Annotated in this window: 19 protein-coding genes and 1 pseudogene; 13 read left to right on the top strand and 7 right to left on the bottom strand. The window is 70.5% G+C overall.

Going from position 1 to position 17,419, the window contains the following annotated elements:
* Window positions 1–107: 107 nt before the first annotated feature.
* Window positions 108–299 (top strand): hypothetical protein, encoded by a 192-nt coding sequence (locus L2X99_RS15920; RefSeq protein ID WP_236125905.1) that lies wholly within the window; start codon window positions 108–110, stop codon window positions 297–299.
* Here the strand turns inward: L2X99_RS15920 and L2X99_RS15915 are convergent, their stop codons facing one another.
* Window positions 300–941: a TrmH family RNA methyltransferase gene (locus tag L2X99_RS15915; RefSeq protein ID WP_236125906.1), complete on the bottom strand. Its 642-nt coding sequence runs from the start codon at window positions 939–941 to the stop codon at window positions 300–302.
* Between the two features lie 87 nt (window positions 942–1,028).
* Here L2X99_RS15915 and L2X99_RS15910 point away from each other — a divergent pair, with 87 nt between their 5' ends.
* Window positions 1,029–2,297: an Nramp family divalent metal transporter gene (locus L2X99_RS15910; protein ID WP_236126800.1), complete on the top strand. Its 1,269-nt coding sequence runs from the start codon at window positions 1,029–1,031 to the stop codon at window positions 2,295–2,297.
* Between the two features lie 46 nt (window positions 2,298–2,343).
* Here L2X99_RS15910 and L2X99_RS15905 read toward each other — a convergent pair whose 3' ends face one another.
* A complete protein-coding gene (locus L2X99_RS15905; protein ID WP_236125907.1) occupies window positions 2,344–3,750 on the bottom strand; it encodes a glycoside hydrolase family 5 protein in 1,407 nt (468 codons plus the stop codon).
* Window positions 3,751–3,800: 50 nt separating this feature from the next.
* On the opposite strand from L2X99_RS15905, the gene L2X99_RS15900 reads away from it, so the two are divergent.
* Genes L2X99_RS15900 through L2X99_RS15875 form a run of 6 tightly spaced genes read left to right on the top strand, consistent with a single transcriptional unit; the run spans window position 3,801 to window position 7,738 of the window.
* Window positions 3,801–4,376: a hypothetical protein gene (locus tag L2X99_RS15900; RefSeq protein WP_236125908.1), complete on the top strand. Its 576-nt coding sequence runs from the start codon at window positions 3,801–3,803 to the stop codon at window positions 4,374–4,376.
* A 32-nt stretch (window positions 4,377–4,408) separates the two neighbouring features.
* On the top strand, window positions 4,409–4,720 hold the full coding sequence (locus tag L2X99_RS15895; RefSeq protein ID WP_236125909.1) for a hypothetical protein: 312 nt from the start codon (window positions 4,409–4,411) through the stop codon (window positions 4,718–4,720).
* Window positions 4,720–5,352: a metal-dependent transcriptional regulator gene (locus tag L2X99_RS15890; protein WP_236135381.1), complete on the top strand. Its 633-nt coding sequence runs from the start codon at window positions 4,720–4,722 to the stop codon at window positions 5,350–5,352. Before L2X99_RS15895 ends, L2X99_RS15890 begins: the two co-directional genes overlap by 1 nt.
* A gap of 21 nt (window positions 5,353–5,373) precedes the next feature.
* Window positions 5,374–6,165 carry an alpha/beta fold hydrolase gene (locus L2X99_RS15885; RefSeq protein ID WP_236135380.1) on the top strand — a complete coding sequence of 264 codons (792 nt, stop codon included), beginning with the start codon at window positions 5,374–5,376 and terminating at the stop codon, window positions 6,163–6,165.
* A gap of 26 nt (window positions 6,166–6,191) precedes the next feature.
* On the top strand, window positions 6,192–6,974 hold the full coding sequence (locus tag L2X99_RS15880; RefSeq protein WP_236125912.1) for an HAD-IIA family hydrolase: 783 nt from the start codon (window positions 6,192–6,194) through the stop codon (window positions 6,972–6,974).
* Window positions 6,974–7,738 (top strand): YdeI/OmpD-associated family protein, encoded by a 765-nt coding sequence (locus tag L2X99_RS15875; RefSeq protein ID WP_236135379.1) that lies wholly within the window; start codon window positions 6,974–6,976, stop codon window positions 7,736–7,738. The genes L2X99_RS15880 and L2X99_RS15875 overlap by 1 nt, the downstream gene beginning before the upstream one ends.
* Here the strand turns inward: L2X99_RS15875 and L2X99_RS15870 are convergent.
* The 3 genes and pseudogenes from L2X99_RS15870 to L2X99_RS15860 form a co-directional block, all read right to left on the bottom strand.
* On the bottom strand, window positions 7,728–8,618 hold the full coding sequence (locus L2X99_RS15870; protein WP_442923460.1) for a carbohydrate ABC transporter permease: 891 nt from the start codon (window positions 8,616–8,618) through the stop codon (window positions 7,728–7,730). The genes L2X99_RS15875 and L2X99_RS15870 overlap by 11 nt on opposite strands.
* Entirely contained in the window at window positions 8,615–9,517 is a 903-nt protein-coding gene (locus L2X99_RS15865) for a carbohydrate ABC transporter permease (protein ID WP_236135378.1), read from the bottom strand. The genes L2X99_RS15870 and L2X99_RS15865 overlap by 4 nt, the downstream gene beginning before the upstream one ends.
* Before the next feature lie 66 nt (window positions 9,518–9,583).
* A pseudogene (locus L2X99_RS15860) lies at window positions 9,584–10,865 on the bottom strand (ABC transporter substrate-binding protein).
* A 181-nt stretch (window positions 10,866–11,046) separates the two neighbouring features.
* Here L2X99_RS15860 and L2X99_RS15855 point away from each other — a divergent pair.
* Genes L2X99_RS15855 through L2X99_RS15840 form a run of 4 tightly spaced genes read left to right on the top strand, consistent with a single transcriptional unit; the run spans window position 11,047 to window position 15,243 of the window.
* Window positions 11,047–12,225: an ROK family transcriptional regulator gene (locus L2X99_RS15855; RefSeq protein WP_236125916.1), complete on the top strand. Its 1,179-nt coding sequence runs from the start codon at window positions 11,047–11,049 to the stop codon at window positions 12,223–12,225.
* Between the two features lie 5 nt (window positions 12,226–12,230).
* Complete coding sequence (locus L2X99_RS15850) at window positions 12,231–13,304, top strand: substrate-binding domain-containing protein (RefSeq protein ID WP_236125917.1); 1,074 nt, start codon at window positions 12,231–12,233, stop codon at window positions 13,302–13,304.
* Entirely contained in the window at window positions 13,301–14,065 is a 765-nt protein-coding gene (locus L2X99_RS15845; protein WP_236125918.1) for an ATP-binding cassette domain-containing protein, read from the top strand. Before L2X99_RS15850 ends, L2X99_RS15845 begins: the two co-directional genes overlap by 4 nt.
* Entirely contained in the window at window positions 14,062–15,243 is a 1,182-nt protein-coding gene (locus L2X99_RS15840) for a sugar ABC transporter permease (RefSeq protein ID WP_236125919.1), read from the top strand. The genes L2X99_RS15845 and L2X99_RS15840 overlap by 4 nt, the downstream gene beginning before the upstream one ends.
* Before the next feature lie 6 nt (window positions 15,244–15,249).
* On the opposite strand, the gene L2X99_RS15835 is transcribed toward L2X99_RS15840, so the two are convergent.
* Together L2X99_RS15835 and pyrE are read right to left on the bottom strand one after the other, a co-directional pair.
* The gene (locus tag L2X99_RS15835; protein ID WP_236125920.1) at window positions 15,250–16,155 is read right to left on the bottom strand and encodes an ROK family protein; all 906 of its coding nucleotides are present in this window, start codon (window positions 16,153–16,155) and stop codon (window positions 15,250–15,252) included.
* Window positions 16,152–16,715, bottom strand: coding sequence for an orotate phosphoribosyltransferase (gene pyrE / locus L2X99_RS15830; RefSeq protein WP_236125921.1), 564 nt, complete (start codon window positions 16,713–16,715; stop codon window positions 16,152–16,154). Before pyrE ends, L2X99_RS15835 begins: the two co-directional genes overlap by 4 nt.
* A gap of 60 nt (window positions 16,716–16,775) precedes the next feature.
* Here pyrE and L2X99_RS15825 point away from each other — a divergent pair, with 60 nt between their 5' ends.
* Window positions 16,776–17,312 (top strand): YbhB/YbcL family Raf kinase inhibitor-like protein, encoded by a 537-nt coding sequence (locus tag L2X99_RS15825; protein WP_236125922.1) that lies wholly within the window; start codon window positions 16,776–16,778, stop codon window positions 17,310–17,312.
* Window positions 17,313–17,419 lie beyond the last annotated feature (107 nt).

Below are 17,419 nucleotides of genomic sequence, written 5' to 3'. Positions count from 1 at the left end.
ATCGCGACTGCTGAGGGGTTGTCCACCGTCGCGGTGCGCGCCGTGCCTGCGTCTCACCGAGCCTGGCATCCTCGATCGGAACAAGTCATGATGAAAGGGTGCTGACGATGACCGAACCTCAGGTGTGGACGCTGATCGGCGTCTTCGCTGCAGGTCTCTTCGGCATGATCACACTCATGTCGACGATGTTCGTGCGGATCATCCGGACCGAGATCCAGGGCGTGCACCGTCGTCTTGATCGCCTCGACTCCGACGTGTACGCCCTGATGCGCCACACCTTCGGCATCCAGCGCGACTGATCAGTCCGCGTGCCGGCGGCACCACTCGTACATCACGACGGCCGCGGCGGCGCTCGCGTTGATCGACCGGGTCGAGCCGTACTGGGTGATCTCGATGTGGCCGGATGCCGCGGCGAGCGCCTCCTCCGACAGCCCAGGACCCTCCTGCCCGAAGAGCAGCACGCACCGCTCGGGCAGGTCCGCCCGGTCCACCGGCACGGCCTCGCCGACGTTGTCGACGGCGATGACCGGGATGCCGGCATCCGCCGCCCACGCCGCGAACGTCGCGACGTCCTCGTGATGCACGACGTGCTGGTACCGGTCGGTGACCATCGCGCCGCGGCGGTTCCAGCGACGCCGGCCGATGATGTGCACGGTGTCGGCGAGGAACGCGTTCGCGCTGCGCACGATCGAGCCGATGTTCATGTCGTGCTGCCAGTTTTCGATCGCGACGTGGAACGGATGCCGCTTCGTGTCGAGGTCGGCGACGATCGCCTCCATCCGCCAGTACCGGTACCGGTCGATGACGTTGCGGGTGTCGCCCAGCTCGAGCAGCTCGGGGTCGTACTGCTCGTCCTGCGGCCACTCGCCGGGCCACGGTCCGACGCCGTACCCAGGCTGGGTCACCGAGCCCGTCGAGGCGTCGGGAGTCTGCTCATCCATCCCGACCAGCGTAACCGCGGGCATTCCCGCATCAGACTTTTAGGTGTACCGAAAAATGAGTAGGATTTCGGTATGCCTAAAACTGCGATGACCACACCTCTCGCACCCGTGCGCGGCGCGCGGCGATCGCCGCTGCGCGGGATGTGGCTGCTCGGACCGGCGCTGGTCGCCGGCGTCGCCTACCTCGATCCCGGAAACGTCGCCAGCAACATGACCGCCGGCGCGCGCTACGGCTATCTGCTCGTGTGGGTCGTGCTGGTCGGCAACGTGATGGCCTGGCTGATCCAGTACCTGTCCGCCAAACTCGGCGTCGTCACAGGGCAGAGCCTGCCCGAGGTGCTCGGCGAGCGCATCCGCAGTCGCTGGGCACGCCGTGCATACTGGCTGCAGGCCGAACTGGTCGCGATGGCGACCGACATCGCCGAGGTGCTCGGCGGCGCGGTCGCCCTGTACCTGCTCTTCGACATCCCGCTGCTGCTCGGCGGCATCATCACCGGTGCCGTGTCGATGGGACTGCTCCTGGTGCAGTCCCGGCGCGGCCCCCGGCACTTCGAGTTCGTCATCATCGGGCTCATGTCGCTGATCGTGATCGGCTTCGTGGCCGGTCTGTTCGTCGCTCCGCCCGATCCGTCCGGCGTCGCGAGCGGCATGATCCCGCGCTTCACCGACAGCGGATCGGTGCTGCTCGCAGCGTCGATCCTGGGCGCGACGATCATGCCGCACGCGATCTACGCGCACAGCGCTCTCGCCCGCGACCGCTTCGGGCGCCCTTCGACAGGCTCAGGGACCCGGACCGGCCCTTCCATACGTACGCTCATCACCGCGACCCGCTGGGACGTCACCGTCGCGATGGTCATCGCCGGCTCGGTGAACCTCGCGATCCTGCTGCTCGCCGCGGCCAACCTCGCCGGCGTCGAGGGCACCGATTCCCTCGAGGGTGCCTACGCAGCGATCAGCGAGAACCTCGGCGCCGTGATCGGCACCCTGTTCGCCGTCGGTCTGCTCGCCTCCGGACTGGCATCCACCTCGGTCGGGGCGTACGCGGGAGCGGAGATCATGCACGGGCTGCTGTCGGTGCGGGTGCCGCTGCTCGCGCGGCGCCTGGTCACCCTGATCCCGGCGCTGTTCATCCTGGCCATCGGCTTCGATCCCACGCTCGCCCTCGTGTTGAGCCAGGTCGTGCTGTCGTTCGGCATCCCGTTCGCGCTCATCCCGCTGGTCTCCCTGACCGCTCAGCGGCGGACGCTCGGCGGCTACGCGAACCGGCGGCTGACGACGGTGCTGGGCATCGTGTGCTCGGTGCTGCTGATCACCCTGAACGCCGCCCTGCTGGTGCTGCTCGCCACCGGCGCGTGAGCGCGACCGACATCCGCCGACTGAACCGGCTGCCGCCCGCGTGCGGTCAGCGGGCGACGGTCACTGTCTCGTCACCGGCCACGTCGAGCGTGAGGATGCCGGATGCCGCATCCCACGAGGCCACCTCGGCACCGGAGACCGCCGGCTGCGCGGTGAACGCGGCGGGCGGCAGATAGACCGTCGCCGCTCCGCTCTTCCGCACCTCGAACGTCACCCCGTCGTCGGAGGACGTCCACGAGACCAGCCCGTCCACCTCGCGCGGGTACGGCCGGTTCAGCCAGGAGACGAGGTTGCGCGCGGTGCCGTCGGACTCGTACGGGCCCCAGCTGCCGTCGTCGCGCGACCAGTACACGACGCCCATCCCCGCAGCATCCGCCGTCTCGTAGACGAGCTTCACGTACTGCTCGGCGCCCTCGCGAGTGGTGTCGAGGCCGAACTCGCCGAGGATCACGGGCACCGCCCCCTCGCCCTGGCCGAGCATCTCCGCGGTGCGCAGCACATTCGAACGCCACTGCGCGACCGTCCCCTGGACGAGCCCCCTCGTGTCGCCGGCGAACCCGTCGCCGAGATCCATCGGCAGTGGGTACAGGTGCGGGCAGAACGCGACGCGCGGATCGCCGTCGCGCGGGTCGTCGATCGGCCCGAGGGCACTGGGCAGACCCCAGTTGAACCCGAACGCCTGCGGCTCGACGCACACCCAGGTGTCCGGATCGGCTTCCCGGATCGCATCCGTGGCGCGCTGGTACAGGGTGGTGAGCGGGCCGGACTCGAACGCCACGCCCTGCAGCGTGCCGCCGTACGGCTCGTTCATCAGGTCGTAGGCGACCACGGTGTCGTTGCCGGCGAAGCGCTCCGCGACCGCCCGCCAGGCGTCCGCGTAGTGCTCGGCGAGTTCCGGATGCTCGCCGGTGGTGTTCCAGAAGTGGTCGAAGGCGCGGATCGTGCCGGGCTCGAGATAGACCAGCTCCCACATGTCGCCGGTGTTCACCGGCAGCCCGTCGGTGAACGTCGCCCAGGCCGGCGCCCCGTTGCCCCAGTCGCCGCCGGGAGTGATGGCCGACCCCCACAGGTCCTGGTGCATGTCGAGCATGACGTCGTAGCCGCGGTCGGCGTACCACTGCACGCGCTCCTCGACGGCGTCGAGGTAGCCCTGGTCGATCACGCCCTTCTCGGGTTCGACCGCCCGCCACGAGATGAGGAAGCGCACGAAGTCCGTGCCCATGTCGGTCTGCTCACGGGCCAGGTCGTCCTCGGTGAACAGCGGCAGTCCATCGGGCGTGCTCTTCGCGCTGGAGGCCGTGTTGAAACCGTGCGCGACGATGCTGCGGCCGTCCGCGTCCTGGATGAACCGCGTCGATGCCTCGGGCGCGACCCGGAGGGATGCCGCGACGGCACCGCCCGCGATGAGGAGCACGAGGGCTCCGGCCAGCGCCCACCGACTCGGATTCCGCATCCCGTGTCTCCTTCCGGCCCCGTCGCCTTCTCGCAAGCTAGCATCAACGCATGGCATCGGCGCCCGACACTCAGTCCCACCCGCGATTCGACCGGGTCTCCTGGACCGTGCTCGGCTCGCTGCTCGTGCTGGCGGTGCTCGCCGGCGTATGGCACGTGTCGGGATGGGTGGCCACCTGGGTCTCGGCGCTGCTGTTCCCGCCCGCCGCGGGGCTGCCCGCGCTGTGGCCGCCGCTGCGGGTCTGGCCGCTCGGTGAGACGACCGTCACGGTGTGGCTGATCGACCTGGTCGGGGTCGCGGTCATGCTGCTCACCGCGTGGGTGCAGCTGCGCGCAGCCGGACGGAAGCATCCGCATCCGGGGCGCTGGCGCGCCTTCGGCCGCGGCCTGTGGACCACGATCCTCGCCATGGTCGCCGGCAATCTCGTACGCGGCATCGCGCAGAGCTTCCTGCTGCACTCCGATCTCGGAACCTACGCCGGCCAGCTTCTCGCGAACGTGCTGGTCTCGGCGCTGACCGGCCTGGTCGCCGGCGTCGTCGTCGGACTGGTCGCGATGCTGCTCGCCGGCCCGAAGCCGGTCGAGACATACGCGCCCGCCGAGGTCGACGCCCTGTTCCGGGCCTGAGTCGCCCAGTCCCCGCCGGTAGGCTGGAGGTCATGGCCCGAGACGACACCGACGCGCGGCGCGCGATGCGGCTGTGCACCTGGATCTCGCTCGGCACGGCGGCGCTGGGTGTTTCGCTGCTGTTCTTCCCCGTGCTGCTGCCGTTCGGCGGCCCGTGGGTTCAGCTGGCGCTCGGCGTGATCACGCTGATCCTCGCGTTCCGCGCACGCCGTATCGGCACTCAGGGCGTCGAGGACTACGACGGTCGCCTATCACTGCTGGCCGCGCTGGCCGGCTTCGCGATCTGCTTCTTCGCCGGCCAGGTGGCGTTCGGCGAGATCATGCGCCTGGGTGGGCAGGGCTGATGGCCTCCCCGGCCGCGGACGACTACCTGAAGACGGTGTACTCGCACACCGAGTGGCAGGATGCCCCGATCACCCCGTCGCAGCTCGCGGCGAAGCTCGGCATCGCGCCCTCCAGCGTGACCGAGATGGTCAAGAAGCTGGCATCCGCCGGTCTCGTCTCGCACGTGCCCTACGGCGCGGTGCGACTGACGGATGCCGGCGAGCGCCGCGCCCTCGAGATGCTGCGCCGGCACCGCCTCATCGAGACCTGGCTGGTGCGCGAGTTCGGCTACGCCTGGGACGAGGTGCACGACGAGGCCGAGGTGCTCGAGCACACCATCAGCGACCGCCTGCTGGAGGGCATCGACGAACGGCTCGGCCGCCCGCGGTTCGATCCCCATGGCGACGCGATCCCTGATGCCGCCGGGCATGTCACCCGCGAGCCGTTCGTGCTGCTGGCGGATGCCGCGCCCGGTCACGCCGGCCGCGTGCTGCGCGTCGACGACCGCGATCCGGAACTGCTGCGGGCGCTGGAGGCGCTCGACATCGACGTGGCATCCGAGCTCGTCGTGACGGCCGCCGGCGTCGAGCGGGACGGGCGCGCCGTGGCGCTGCCCGAGGGCTCGGCGGGCGTGATCTGGCTGACGGCCTGAGCCCACCCATAGGCTGTGCGCATGGGAACGCGCTTCTTCGACGTCGGCACCGCCCAGCTGGCCTTCGACGCTCACGGCGAAGGTCCGGTCGTCCTCGTCGCGCACGGTCTGACGATGAGCCGCGCCGCCGACCGCGAGCAGGGGCTCACCCCGTGGGACGGACTCGCGAAGAAGGGCTTCCGGGTCGTGGCCTACGACGCCCGCGGACACGGCGAGACCGCGGGCCGCGAGGTGCCGGACGACTACCGCTGGGACAGCCTCGCGACCGACCTGCTCGCCCTCGCCGAGGCGGTCTCGCCGGACGAGCCGGTGCATGCGATCGGTTCGTCGATGGGCACCGCGACGATCCTGCACGCGCTCACCCGCCGCCCGGAGCGCTTCCGCTCCGTCGCCCTCACGGCGCCGCCGACGGCCTGGGAGACCCGGGGAGTGCAGCAGCGGATGTACGAGATGACCGCGGCTGCCGCCGAGACGATGACGCTCGAGGACTTCGTCACGGCCTCGGCGGCCGCCCCGGCGCCGGAGATCTTCGCCGAGACGTGGACCCCCGGCCCGCCGAGCATCGACATGGCGGTGCTCCCGTCGGTGTTCCGCGGCGCGGGCGTGAGCGACCTGCCCGATCCGGCCGAGGTCGCGCGCATCGAGGTGCCCGCGCTGCTGCTGCCGTGGGCGACCGACCCGGGGCATCCGCTCTCGACAGCTGAACGGCTCGCCGAGCTGATGCCGCGCGCCGAGCTCGAGGTCGCAGGCGACATCGCGACGATCCGCAGCTGGCCCGACCGCGTCGCGGAGTTCTTCGCCGCACACCCCTGACGGTCGGGCCGCCCTAGGCTTGCCTCATGGCGGAACGCACCGAGATCGAATGCTGGCTCACCGACATGGACGGCGTACTCGTGCACGAGAACGACGCCATCCCCGGCGCATCCGACCTGCTCGCCGGGTGGGAGGCAGCGGGCATCCCCTATCTGGTGCTGACGAACAACTCGATCTTCACCGCGCGCGATCTCTCCGCACGGCTTCGGGCGAGCGGCCTGCACGTGCCGGAGCACCGCATCTGGACCTCGGCGCTGGCCACCGCCGACTTCCTCAGCCAGCAGGTGCCTGGCGGCTCGGCGTTCGTGATCGGCGAGGCGGGCATCCTCACCGCCCTGCACGACGCCGGGTTCGTCATGACCGAGACCGACCCCGACTTCGTGGTGGTCGGTGAGACCCGTAACTACTCCTTCGAGGCCATCACGAAAGCCATCCGGCTGATCGCCGCCGGCGCGCGGTTCATCGTCACGAACCCGGATGCGACAGGGCCGAGCGCCGAGGGTCCGCTGCCGGCGACCGGCGCGATCGCCGCGCTCATCACCAAGGCGACTGGCCGGGAGCCCTACGTCGTGGGCAAGCCGAATCCGATGATGTTCCGCTCGGCGCTGAACAAGATCGGCGCCCACTCCGAGAAGACCGGCATGATCGGCGACCGGATGGACACCGACATCGTCGCCGGGATCGAGGCCGGACTGCACACCGTGCTGGTGCTCACCGGCATCAGCGACCGCGCCGAGATCGAGAAGTACCCGTTCCGCCCCGACGAGGTCGTCGCCTCGGTCGCCGACCTGCTGCCGGAGGATCGCTGATGGGTGCGCTCGACGACGGCGAGCGCGTCGTGGCGGCGGATGCCGCGACCTGGCGCGCGTGGCTGGAGCGGAACCATGCCCGCACCAGCGGCGTCTGGCTGCTGAACGTGCGCGGCCGCTCTGCGACCGGCGTCGACTATGAGAGCGCCGTCCGGCAGGCTCTGTGCTTCGGATGGATCGACGGCCCGGTACGCACCTTCGACGACGGGACCGGAGGCCAATGGTTCTCGCCGCGCCGCCAGGGCAGCGGGTGGGCCGCGACGAACAAGGCGCGCGTCGCCGAGCTCGAGGCGGCGGGGATGCTGGCACCGGCCGGCATCCGGGCGATCGAGATCGCCAGGGCGAACGGCGCCTGGGAGGTGCTCGACGGCCCCGAGGCCGGTATCGAGCCCGCCGACCTGACGGCGGCGCTGGATGCCGCGCCCGCGGCGCGCGCCGGCTGGGACGCGTTCCCGGCATCCGCGCGCAAGCTGGGACTCACGCAGATCGCGATGGCCAAGCGCGCCGAGACCCGGGCGAACCGGATCGCGAAGATCGTGGCGGATGCCGCGGAGGGAGGCGTCCGTGAACCAGCAGGATCTGCTGTTCCTGGTGCTGATCGGCATCGGGCTGACGACGCTCACGGTGGTGGCCGTGCAGCTGCTGCGCAAGCCGAAGCGCGACGACCGCGGCGCCTGGTACGAGGGCCCGTGGGACGACGACGAAAAGCCCCGCGGACCGCGTCGGTGACGCGGCTCGCGGGGCATCGCGGCACTACCCCTTGACCGAGCCCGACATCAGGCCGCCCACGAAGTACTTGCCGAGCAGGATGTACACGATCAACGGCGGCAGGGATGCCAGCAGCGCGCCGGCCATCGAGATGCCGTAGTCCTGCAGCAGTGCGCCGTTGGCGAGGTTGTTCAGCGCCAGGGTGACCGGCCCGTTCTGGCTCGACGAGAAGAACACGGCGAACAGGTAGTCGTTCCACGCGTTCGTGAACTGCCAGATCAGCACCACCACGAAGCTGGGGATCGAGATCGGCAGGATGATCGACCAGTAGGTCCGCAGCATCCCGGCGCCGTCCACACGACCCGCCTCGACGAGCTCGTTCGGCACCGTCAGGTAGTAGTTGCGGAAGATGAGCGTCGTGATCGGGATGCCGTAGATGACGTGCAGCAGGATCAGCGACGGCACTCCGCTGGGGATGCCGGCGGAGATCGTGATCTGCAGCAGCGGGATCATCACCGCCTGGTACGGGATGAACATGCCGAACAGGATCAGCGTGAACACCAGGTTCGCGCCGCGGAACCGCCACAGCGACAGGACGAAGCCATTCATCGATCCGAGGAACGCCGAGATGATCGCGGCGGGGATGACGATGAGGAACGAGCGGCCGATCGCCGGCGCCAGCGCCGTCCATGCGCCGATCCAGTTGTCCAGCACCCAGACCTCGGGCAGGTTCCAGGCGCGAGCCGGCGAGGCGTCGCCCGGTCCCTTGAAGCTGGTCACGAGCAGCACGTACACCGGCGTGAGCACGATGAGCACGAAGAGGATCATGACCGCGTACTTCACGGTGCGGCCGACGCTGAACCGCGACTTGGCGGGGCGGACGGCCGGAGCCTGCGTCGGGCCCGAATCCAGAAGGGTCGTCGTCGCGGCACTCATCGCTTCTCCTGACGGCTGGTCCAGATGAGGTAGGGGATGACGATCACGGCGACGAGCACCAGCAGGATGGCGCCGACGGCAGCCGAGTTCGCGTAGTCGAAGCTCGACTTGAACACGTACATGTCGACCGCGGGCACCTTGGTCTGGTAGTTCGCCGGCTTGGAGATCGACATGATCAGGTCGAAGGACTTCAGCGACATGTGGCCGATGATGATCAGCGCCGACAGCGCCACCGGCGACAGCTGCGGGAACAGCACCATGCGGTACAGCTGCCACTCGCTCGCGCCGTCCATGCGGGCCGCTTCGCGGAGCTCGTCGGGGATGCCGCGGAACCCGGCCAGGAACAGCGCCATCACGTATCCGGACAGCTGCCAGATCGCGGGGAGCGCGATCGCGATGATGCCGAACGTGATGTTGTTCCACCACGGGTTCTGCAGGAAGTCCAGGCCGATCATCTGGAACAGGCGGTTCAGGCCGCTGGCCTTCTCGCCCTCGTTCGAGTTCAGCAGCCAGCGCCAGACGACACCGGAGGCGATGAACGAGACGGCCATCGGGAAGAGGTAGATCGCTCGGAAGAAGCCCTCGCCCTTGGCGGGCCGGTCCATCAGCCACGCCCACCCGAAGCCGATGATCATCGTGCCGGCGAGGAAGACAACGGTGAACAGCAGCAGGTTCAGCAGCGAGTGCTGGAAGCTGTCGCTGCCGAGCAGGTCGAAGTAGTTCTCGAACCACACCACGTTCGTGGGCTTGCGCCCGGTGGCCTGGGCGGCGGTGTGGTTGTCGGTGATGGAGGTCTGGAAGTTCGCCGCCAGCAGGCCGTAGACGAAGATCGCCATCAGGATCAGCGAGGGGGCGAGCAGCAGCAGCGGCGGGCCCGCGGTCTTGAGACGTTTGCGCATGGTGCTCCTTGCAGGGATGGTCAAGGAAGACCGCCCGGGGCGTGCGCCCCGGGCGGTCTCAGTGGGTCAGCCCTTGAAGGCCGCCGCGAGTTCCGACTGGAATCCGGCGAGGTCGGATGCTCCGGTGGTGAACTTGCTGGTGGCGTCCGAGATCTTGTTCAGCGTGGCCACCGGCACGGCCGCGCCGTGCGCGAGCGACGAGACGATCGTGTCCTTGGCGAACGAGTCGATCGCGGTCTTCTGGTATTCGCTGAAGTCGCTCGTGTCGGCGTCGGTGCGGGCCGGGATCGAGCCCTTCGCCTTGTTGAACGCCTCCTGGCCCTCGACCGATCCGACCGTCTCCAGCCACGCCTTCGCGCCGTCGGCGTTGGGCGCGCCCACGGTCAGCGTGAACGAGTCGGCGAGGAAGTCGAAGACACCGTCGGTCCCGGGGACCGGGAAGTAGATGTAGTCGGCGGGAGACTTCTTGCCGGCCTCGGCGAACGCCGCCTCGGCCCAGTCGCCCATCACGTTGAAGCCGGCGTCACCGTCGATGACCTGCTGGGTGGCGTCCGGCCAGTCCAGACCGTCACGGTCGGTGTTGGTGTAGCTCATGAGCTTCTCGAAGTCCTTCAGGGCGTCGGTCACCTCCGAGCTCGTCCAGTCGGTCTTGCCGTCCCACAGGCCGTTGTAGCCGTCGGCGCCGAGGTCGGACAGCAGCACGGTCTCGAGCAGCTGCACCTGGGTCCAGGTGGTGGCGACCGACAGGGCGGTCTTGCCCTTGGCCTTCACGGCGTCGAGCGCCGTGAACCACTCGTCGAGGTTCGCGTACTCGGCGGCGGGGTCGAGGCCGGCGTCCTTCAGCACGGAGGGGTTCGCCCACACGACGTTGGCGCGGTGGATGTTCGACGGGATCGAGTAGATCGCGCCGTCGACGGTGAGGCGGTCGACCAGGTCCTTCGGGAACGCGTCGTTCAGGCCGAACTCGTCGTACAGGTCGGAGACGTCCTCGACCTGGCCCGCATCGATGTAGTCCTGCAGCTCGGCACCGGCGTGCGCCTGGAACGTGTCCGGCGGGTCGCCCGCCTGCAGCCGCGACTGCAGCAGATCCTTCGCCGTCGGAGCCCGCGCCGCCGGCGACGGCGCCGTTGACGAACTTCACGTCGGGGTGCTGCTCGTTGAACACGTCGACGAGAGCGTCGAGACCGGCCTTCTCGGAGCCGGCGGCCCACCAGGTGAAGACCTCCACCTCGCCGCCCGCGTCGCCGCCGTCGCCCTTGTCACCCGTGTCGCCGCTGCTGCACGAGGTGAGCCCGAGTGCGAGGACAGCCGCCCCCGCGCCGAGCGCCAACAGAGTCTTCTTGCGCATGATTTCCGCCTTCATTGCCGAATGTCTCACGACTGTTCGTGAGGAGCGCTCGGGGTGCGCTGCGATCCTCATCTCAGCAGAGTTCAATTCTTGATGTCAAGACGTGAACTCAAGATCCGGCCTTCCGTGACCTTTGCGTTATCTCCTGAACTCAACCAGGAACGCGGTTACGCTGAGACTCGTGCAGCAGACGCAGTCGACGCCGGGGTCGCAGACCTCGCTCCGCGAGGCGAACCGCGCCCGCGTCGTCAGCGCCGTGCAGCAGCACGGGGCGCTGACGCAGGTCGAACTCGCCGGCATCACGGGGCTCTCGGCGGCGAGCGTGTCCAACATCGTCACGGAGCTCAGCGAGAGCGGAGTGCTCGACACCAGCCCGTCGATACGCTCCGGCCGGCGCGCCCGCCTGGTCACCCTCGCGCGCTCGATCGGCCTCGTCGCGGGCATCGACGTCGGCGCACGCACCATGCAGGTCACCCTCGCCGATGCGTCGATGCAGCCGCTGGCGACCGAGACGCTCCCGCTCGCCGCCGACCACCGAGCCGACATGACCCTGCAGCGCGCCGCGATGCTCATCCAGGAGCTGATCGAGTCGGTCGGCGCCTCCGACGACGAACTGCTCGCCGTCGCGATCGGCGTCCCGGCCCCGGTGCACGACGGTGCGGTGTCCTCCCAGTCGCTGCTGCGCGGCTGGGACGGCGCCGCCGTCGCCGAGCCGCTCTCCGCCGCGCTGCGCGTCCCCGTGGTCGTCGACAACGACGTGAACCTCGGCGCACTCGCCGAGGCGAGGTTCGGCGCCGCCGCCGGCAGGGATCCGGTCGCCTACGTCCATGCCTCCCACTCGATCGGCGCCGGCCTCGTCGTCGGCGGCCGCGTGCTCGCCGGGCGCCGCGGCGCCGCCGGCGAGATCGGTCACGTCGTCGTCGACGAGCAGGGCCCGGTGTGCCGATGCGGCAACCGCGGATGCCTGGAGACCGTCGCCGGCTCCGCGCCGATGCTGAACATGCTGCGCGACAGCCACGGCCACCTCACCCTCGACGACGTCGTCGTGCGCGCGATCGACGGCGACGCCGGATGCCGGCGGGCGATCGCCGACACCGGGCGCACCCTCGGTACGGCCGTGGCGACGCTGTGCAACCTCTTCGACCCGGAGGTCGTCGTCGTCGGCGGCCGCCTCGCGGACGCCGGAGGCGTGCTGCTCGATCCGCTCCGCGATGCCGTCGAGCGGCACACCTTGAGATCCACCGTCGGCGCACCCGAAGTGGTCGCATCCGCCTTCGGCGGGGACGCCGAGCTGCGCGGCGCGATCGCCGCCGCCCTCGACCGCGCGCGTGAGCTCGGCGTACTGGGGGTGCCCTCGTGAAACGGATGCTGCTGCGCGGCGCTGCGGCACTCGCCATCGTGCTCACGGTGCTCACCGCGAGCGCCTGTCGTTCTGAGGAGGCGCCGGCCTCGGAGTCCGAGGGGACGATCGCGCTGCTCCTGCCCGACGCCGAGGTGACGCGCTACGAGACGTCCGACCGGCCCACCTTCGAGGAGATCGCCGGCCAGCGGTGCCCGACCTGCACCCTGCTGTACGCGAACGCCGGTGGCAGCGCCGCCCGGCAGCAGGAGCAGGCCGAGGCGATGCTCGCACGCGGCGCTCGAGTGCTCGTGATCGACGCGGTCGATGCCGTCGCCGCCGAGGCGATCGTCGCCGCCGCAGCCCGCGAGGGCGCGCTCGTGGTGGCCTACGACCGGTTCATCGCGAGCCCGGACGTCACCGCCTACGTGTCGTTCGACTCCGAACTGATCGGTCGCATGCAGGCGCTCGCGGTGCTGGACCGGCTGGCCGACCAGGGGGTCGAGTCCCCCGGCATCCTCGTGGTGAACGGCTCCGCCACCGACCCGAACGCGGCCGATCTGCGCACCGGCATCCACAGCGTTCTCGACAAGAGCGAAGCCCGCGTACTGGGCGAGTTCGAGTCGCCGGCGTGGAGCGCCACCCGCGCCCAGGACTGGGTGACCGGGCAGCTCACCCGGCATCCGGGCGACGTCGACGGCATCATCGCCGCCAACGACGGACTCGCCGGCGGATCGATCGCGTCGGTCAAGGCGGCCGGCATCGCCCCTGTCCCGCCGGTGTCGGGTCAGGACGCCGAACTGTCGGCGGTGCAGCGCATCCTCGACGGCGATCAGCTGATGACGGTCGCGAAATCGACCGAGAGTCAGGCGCGCATCGCGGCCGAGGTCGCCGTGCGACTGCTGCGCGGAGAGCACCCCGTCGCCGTGGCGAAGGTCGACGGCGTGCCGAGCTTCCTGCTCGCGCCGACCAGCGTCTTCCGCGGCGACATCGAGCGGGTGATCATCCGCGGGCGCGTCCATGCGCTCGACGACGTCTGCACTCCCGCCTACCGGGATGCCTGCATCGAGAACGGCCTCATCGACAAGGAGACCCCATGACAGCCGTCCTGTCTCTCGACCGCGTGTCGAAGAGCTTCGGCGCCGCACACGCCCTGATCGACGTCGACCTCGGCATCAACGCAGGAGAGGTCCTCGCGGTGGTGGGCGACAACGGTGCGGGCAAGTCGACGCTGATGGCCGTCGCCTCCGGCGCCGTCGCGCCGGACTCCGGCACGGTGCGCGTGGACGGGGCGTCCACGCGGTTCCGCTCGCCCGCCGACGCCCGTCGGCTCGGCATCGTCGCCTCGCCGCAGTCCCTCGCGCTGTGCGGCAACCTCGACGTGGTGGAGAACCTCTACCTCGGGCACGAGGAGGTGGGAGGTTTCGTCCTGGACGAGGTGCGGATGGAGCACGACGCCCGGGTCGTGCTGGACAGCCTGGCGGCGCGCATCCCCGACGTCCGGGTCCCCGTGCAGGCGCTCTCCGGCGGCCAGCGCCGCAGCGTGGCGATCGCACGAACCCTGCTCGGCGAGCCCCGCGTCATCCTGCTCGACGAGCCGACCAACGGACTGGGCGTACGGCAGACGGCGCAGATCCTCACCCTGATCGGACGCCTGCGCGCCCGCGGACACGCCGTGGTGCTCGCCAGCCACTCGATCACCGACGTTCTCGCGGTCGCCGACAGGGTGGTCGTGCTGCGCCTCGGGCACCTCGTCGCCGAGTACGACACCGCCGAGGTCACCGCCGAGGAGCTCCTCGGCGCCATCACGGGCGCCACCGCCGTGCGTCCGAGCGGCGCGAGCAGGGAGGCGGGCCTGTGAGCGTCGCGGACTCGTGGCAGCGCGTCAAGAACGGCGAGCGCCCGCTGGTTCCGATCATCGTCGCGCTGCTGGCGATCTGGGTCCTGCTCGGCGCGGCCTCGCCGTCGTTCTGGTCGCCGGAGAATCTGGTCAACCTGTCGCTGCAGTCGGTGTCGACCGGGATCATCGCGCTCGGCGTGGTGATCGTGCTGCTGGTCGGCCAGATCGATCTGTCGGTCGGATCCGTGAGCGGACTGGCCGCGGCCCTCGTCGCGGTGACGTCGATGAACCTGGGCTGGCCGCTCGTTGTGTCGGTGCTGGTCGCGCTGGTCGCAGGTGGCGTCATCGGCGTCGTCTACGGCGTGCTCATCGCCAGAGCGGGTCTGCCCGGATTCGTGCTGACGCTGGCCGGCCTGCTCGTCGTCGCCGGTGTGCAGTGGAAGGTGCTCGGCTCCGCCGGCTCGGTGAACCTGCGATACGACTCCTGGCTGGTCGAATTCAGCCAGACCGCGTTCGTGCCGACCTGGTTGGCCTGGACGCTCACCGCGATCATCACGGCCGGTGTCGCCGGCGTCCGGCTGCTCACCCGTCGTCGGCGCCTGACCGCGGGACTGCACGCCGAGCCGCTGCTCGCGATCATGCTGTGGACGCTCGCCGTGGGCGCGTCGCTGGCCATCCCGGTCGCCGCGCTCTCCCATGACCGCGGGGTGGGCTGGAGCGTCGTGCTCTTCGTCGCGCTGGTGTGGGGCGTCGACGTGCTGCTGCGGCGCACCCGCTGGGGCCGGGGCATCCGTGCCATCGGCGGCAACAGCGAGGCCGCCCGTCTGGCGGGCGTCCCCGTGCAGCGCATCCTCATCAGCGCGTTCGTCTCCTGCTCGACGTTCGCGGCGCTCGGCGGCGTGCTCGCCGCGGGCCGCCTGGCCGCGGCGAATCAGAGCACGGGCGGCGGTGAGCTGTTCCTGATGGCGATCGCCGCGGCGGTCGTCGGCGGAGCGAGCCTGTACGGCGGCAGGGGCAGCGCCTGGTCGGCGTTCTTCGGCATCCTCGTCATCCAGTCCATCGCGAACGGCCTGACGCTGCTCGATCTGGACGCCGCGACCCGCAACATCGTCACCGGCGCGGTGCTGGTGCTCGCAGTCACGATCGACACCGTGCTCAGCCGGCGCCGCGCACGCTCCGCCGCCCCGCAGAACGTCTGAGGGGCCTCAACCGCGCAGCACGAAGGCGGCGGCGCCGATGAGCGGGCCTTCGCCGGCGAGAGCGGACCGCACGACACGGGTGCGGCGGGAGTAGGGGTGCGCGGCCGATGCCGTGAGCGCGTGCTGGACGAGGTCGACGTAGTCGTGCGAGACGTGCGAGAACCCGCCGCCGATCGCCACGACGTCGAGGTCGATGAGGGTCGCGGCGTCGGCAAGGGCCTCGCCGACGGCCTTCGCCGAGCGCACGATCGCGGCGCGCGCGATCGTGTCGCCGGCCGCGGCGTCGCGCGCCAGGTCCTCGCCGGTCTCGCCGGTCCAGCCCTGCGTGCGCGCCCAGGCGGCGGATGCCGGACCCGAGGCGATCTCCTCGAGCGTCAGACCGCCTTCACGGCGCACCTGTCCGAGGTGGCCGGCGTTGCCGGTGGCACCCGGTGCATACTCGCCGCTCAGCACGAAGCCGCCGCCGACGCCCGTCGACACGACGATCGACAGCGAGGCCTTCGCACCCTGTGTGGCGCCGAGCCAGGATTCGGCGAGCGCGAGCGCGCCGCCATCGTGCCCGAGCACCGGATGCAGGTCGCGTCCGAGTGCCGCGGATGCCGCACTGCGAACAGCGGAGACGACGTCGAAGCCGTGGGCGAGAGGCATGTTCACCGGGGAGATCACGCCGGCGGACCGGTCGACGGGTCCGGCGCTGCCGATGCCGGCGCCGACCAGGTCGTCGTCCGTCGGCAGGGCGGCGAGCGCCGCGGTGACCGCCTCGCGGATGGCTGTGCCCAGCGTGGCGCCATCCGCGTCGCGACCCGTGGGCCGGCGGACGCGGCTCGCCGGGATCAGCGCACCGTCCTCGCGGACGAGCGCGGCCTCGAGTTTGGTGCCGCCGATGTCGACGGCGAGCGCGGTGCGGGTCACTGGGGCGCCAGGCCCAGGTCGTCGAGGTCGAACGCGGCGAGCCACTGCAGGCCCTCGGCCTCGATCGCGGCCTGCGCACCGGTCTTGCGGTCGACGATCACGGCGACGGCCACGACCTCGGCGCCCTCGCGGCGCAGCACCTCGACGGCCTTCAGCGCGGACTGGCCGGTGGTCGAGGTGTCCTCGAGCACGACGACGCGCTTGCCCTTGACGTCGGCACCCTCGACCTGGCGGCCTCGGCCGTGGTCCTTGGGCTCCTTGCGCACCACGAACGCGTCCAGCGGGCGCTCGGCTCCCTCCACCGACGCGTGCATGACGGCGTTCGCGATCGGGTCGGCGCCGAGCGTCAGCCCGCCCACGGCGACCACCTCGGTGTCCTTGATGAGGTCGAGCATGATGCGGCCGATCGCGGGGGCCGCACGGTGGTCGAGTGTGAGCTTGCGCATGTCGACGTAGTAGGTGGCCTTCTTGCCGCTGGAGAGCGTGAAGTCGCCGTGGAACACCGCCTCTCCCTTGATCAGATCGAGCAGGGTCTGGCGGTCTGCGGCGAGGTCGGTCACGGGATCCAGTCTATTCAGCACAGGCACGGCCGCCTATCGTGGCATCGGAGGAGGTCGTCCATGTTCTCTTACGATCCGTATGCCGCCCTCGCCGAGCTGCGCCCGGTCGCGCCGCTCGAGCTGACCAGCCCCGACTTCGAGGCCGGGGGACCCGTGCCCGTCTGGGCCTGGTCGTCGAGCAGGGGCGGCGAGGACCGGCATCCTGCGCTGCAGTGGTCGCAGCCGCCGGCCGGCACGAAGAGTATCGCGATCTCGTGCCTCGACCCGGATGCCCCGACCGGGTCGGGCTTCTGGCACTGGGCCGTCGCGAATCTGCCCGCCGATCTCACCTCACTGCCGGCGGGCGACGGGGATGCCGCATCGCTGCCGGCCGGTGCCGTCGTGCTGCCGAACGAGGCCAGGCTGCAGCGCTACATCGGAGCCGCGCCCCCGCCCGGAACCGGCGTGCACCGCTACTTCTTCGTGGTGGACGCGCTCGACATCGACGCGATCGACCTGGACGGCGACGAGACGCCCGCATACCTGGGGTTCAACAGGCACTTCCACTGCCTGGCCCGCGGGGTGCTGATCGGCACGGCGGACCCCGCGGAGCGCTGACCTCCCCCGAAACTGCATGCCCGCGCCGAGACGGGGGCGTAGTGCCCCCGTCTCGGCGCGGGCTTGCAGTCTCACGGAGCACGGGAGTCGCTGGACATTTCTCGACA

This window comes from Microbacterium sp. KUDC0406 (genome assembly GCF_021582875.1).
Taxonomy (GTDB): Bacteria; Actinomycetota; Actinomycetes; order Actinomycetales; family Microbacteriaceae; genus Microbacterium.
The sequence above is the reverse complement of the archived record's forward strand: the minus strand, read 5'-3'. Positions and strand labels throughout refer to the sequence as shown.

What these genes read in the sequence shown, in the direction of transcription:
- L2X99_RS15920 (WP_236125905.1), top strand. Translation starts at nt 108, where the DNA reads ATGACCGAACCTCAGGTGTGGACGCTGATCGGCGTCTTCGCTGCAGGT.
- L2X99_RS15915 (WP_236125906.1), bottom strand. Translation starts at nt 941, where the DNA reads ATGGATGAGCAGACTCCCGACGCCTCGACGGGCTCGGTGACCCAGCCT.
- L2X99_RS15910 (WP_236126800.1), top strand. Translation starts at nt 1,029, where the DNA reads ATGACCACACCTCTCGCACCCGTGCGCGGCGCGCGGCGATCGCCGCTG.
- L2X99_RS15905 (WP_236125907.1), bottom strand. Translation starts at nt 3,750, where the DNA reads ATGCGGAATCCGAGTCGGTGGGCGCTGGCCGGAGCCCTCGTGCTCCTC.
- L2X99_RS15900 (WP_236125908.1), top strand. Translation starts at nt 3,801, where the DNA reads ATGGCATCGGCGCCCGACACTCAGTCCCACCCGCGATTCGACCGGGTC.
- L2X99_RS15895 (WP_236125909.1), top strand. Translation starts at nt 4,409, where the DNA reads ATGGCCCGAGACGACACCGACGCGCGGCGCGCGATGCGGCTGTGCACC.
- L2X99_RS15890 (WP_236135381.1), top strand. Translation starts at nt 4,720, where the DNA reads ATGGCCTCCCCGGCCGCGGACGACTACCTGAAGACGGTGTACTCGCAC.
- L2X99_RS15885 (WP_236135380.1), top strand. Translation starts at nt 5,374, where the DNA reads ATGGGAACGCGCTTCTTCGACGTCGGCACCGCCCAGCTGGCCTTCGAC.
- L2X99_RS15880 (WP_236125912.1), top strand. Translation starts at nt 6,192, where the DNA reads ATGGCGGAACGCACCGAGATCGAATGCTGGCTCACCGACATGGACGGC.
- L2X99_RS15875 (WP_236135379.1), top strand. Translation starts at nt 6,974, where the DNA reads ATGGGTGCGCTCGACGACGGCGAGCGCGTCGTGGCGGCGGATGCCGCG.
- L2X99_RS15870 (WP_442923460.1), bottom strand. Translation starts at nt 8,618, where the DNA reads ATGAGTGCCGCGACGACGACCCTTCTGGATTCGGGCCCGACGCAGGCT.
- L2X99_RS15865 (WP_236135378.1), bottom strand. Translation starts at nt 9,517, where the DNA reads ATGCGCAAACGTCTCAAGACCGCGGGCCCGCCGCTGCTGCTGCTCGCC.
- L2X99_RS15850 (WP_236125917.1), top strand. Translation starts at nt 12,231, where the DNA reads ATGCTGCTGCGCGGCGCTGCGGCACTCGCCATCGTGCTCACGGTGCTC.
- L2X99_RS15845 (WP_236125918.1), top strand. Translation starts at nt 13,301, where the DNA reads ATGACAGCCGTCCTGTCTCTCGACCGCGTGTCGAAGAGCTTCGGCGCC.
- L2X99_RS15825 (WP_236125922.1), top strand. Translation starts at nt 16,776, where the DNA reads ATGTTCTCTTACGATCCGTATGCCGCCCTCGCCGAGCTGCGCCCGGTC.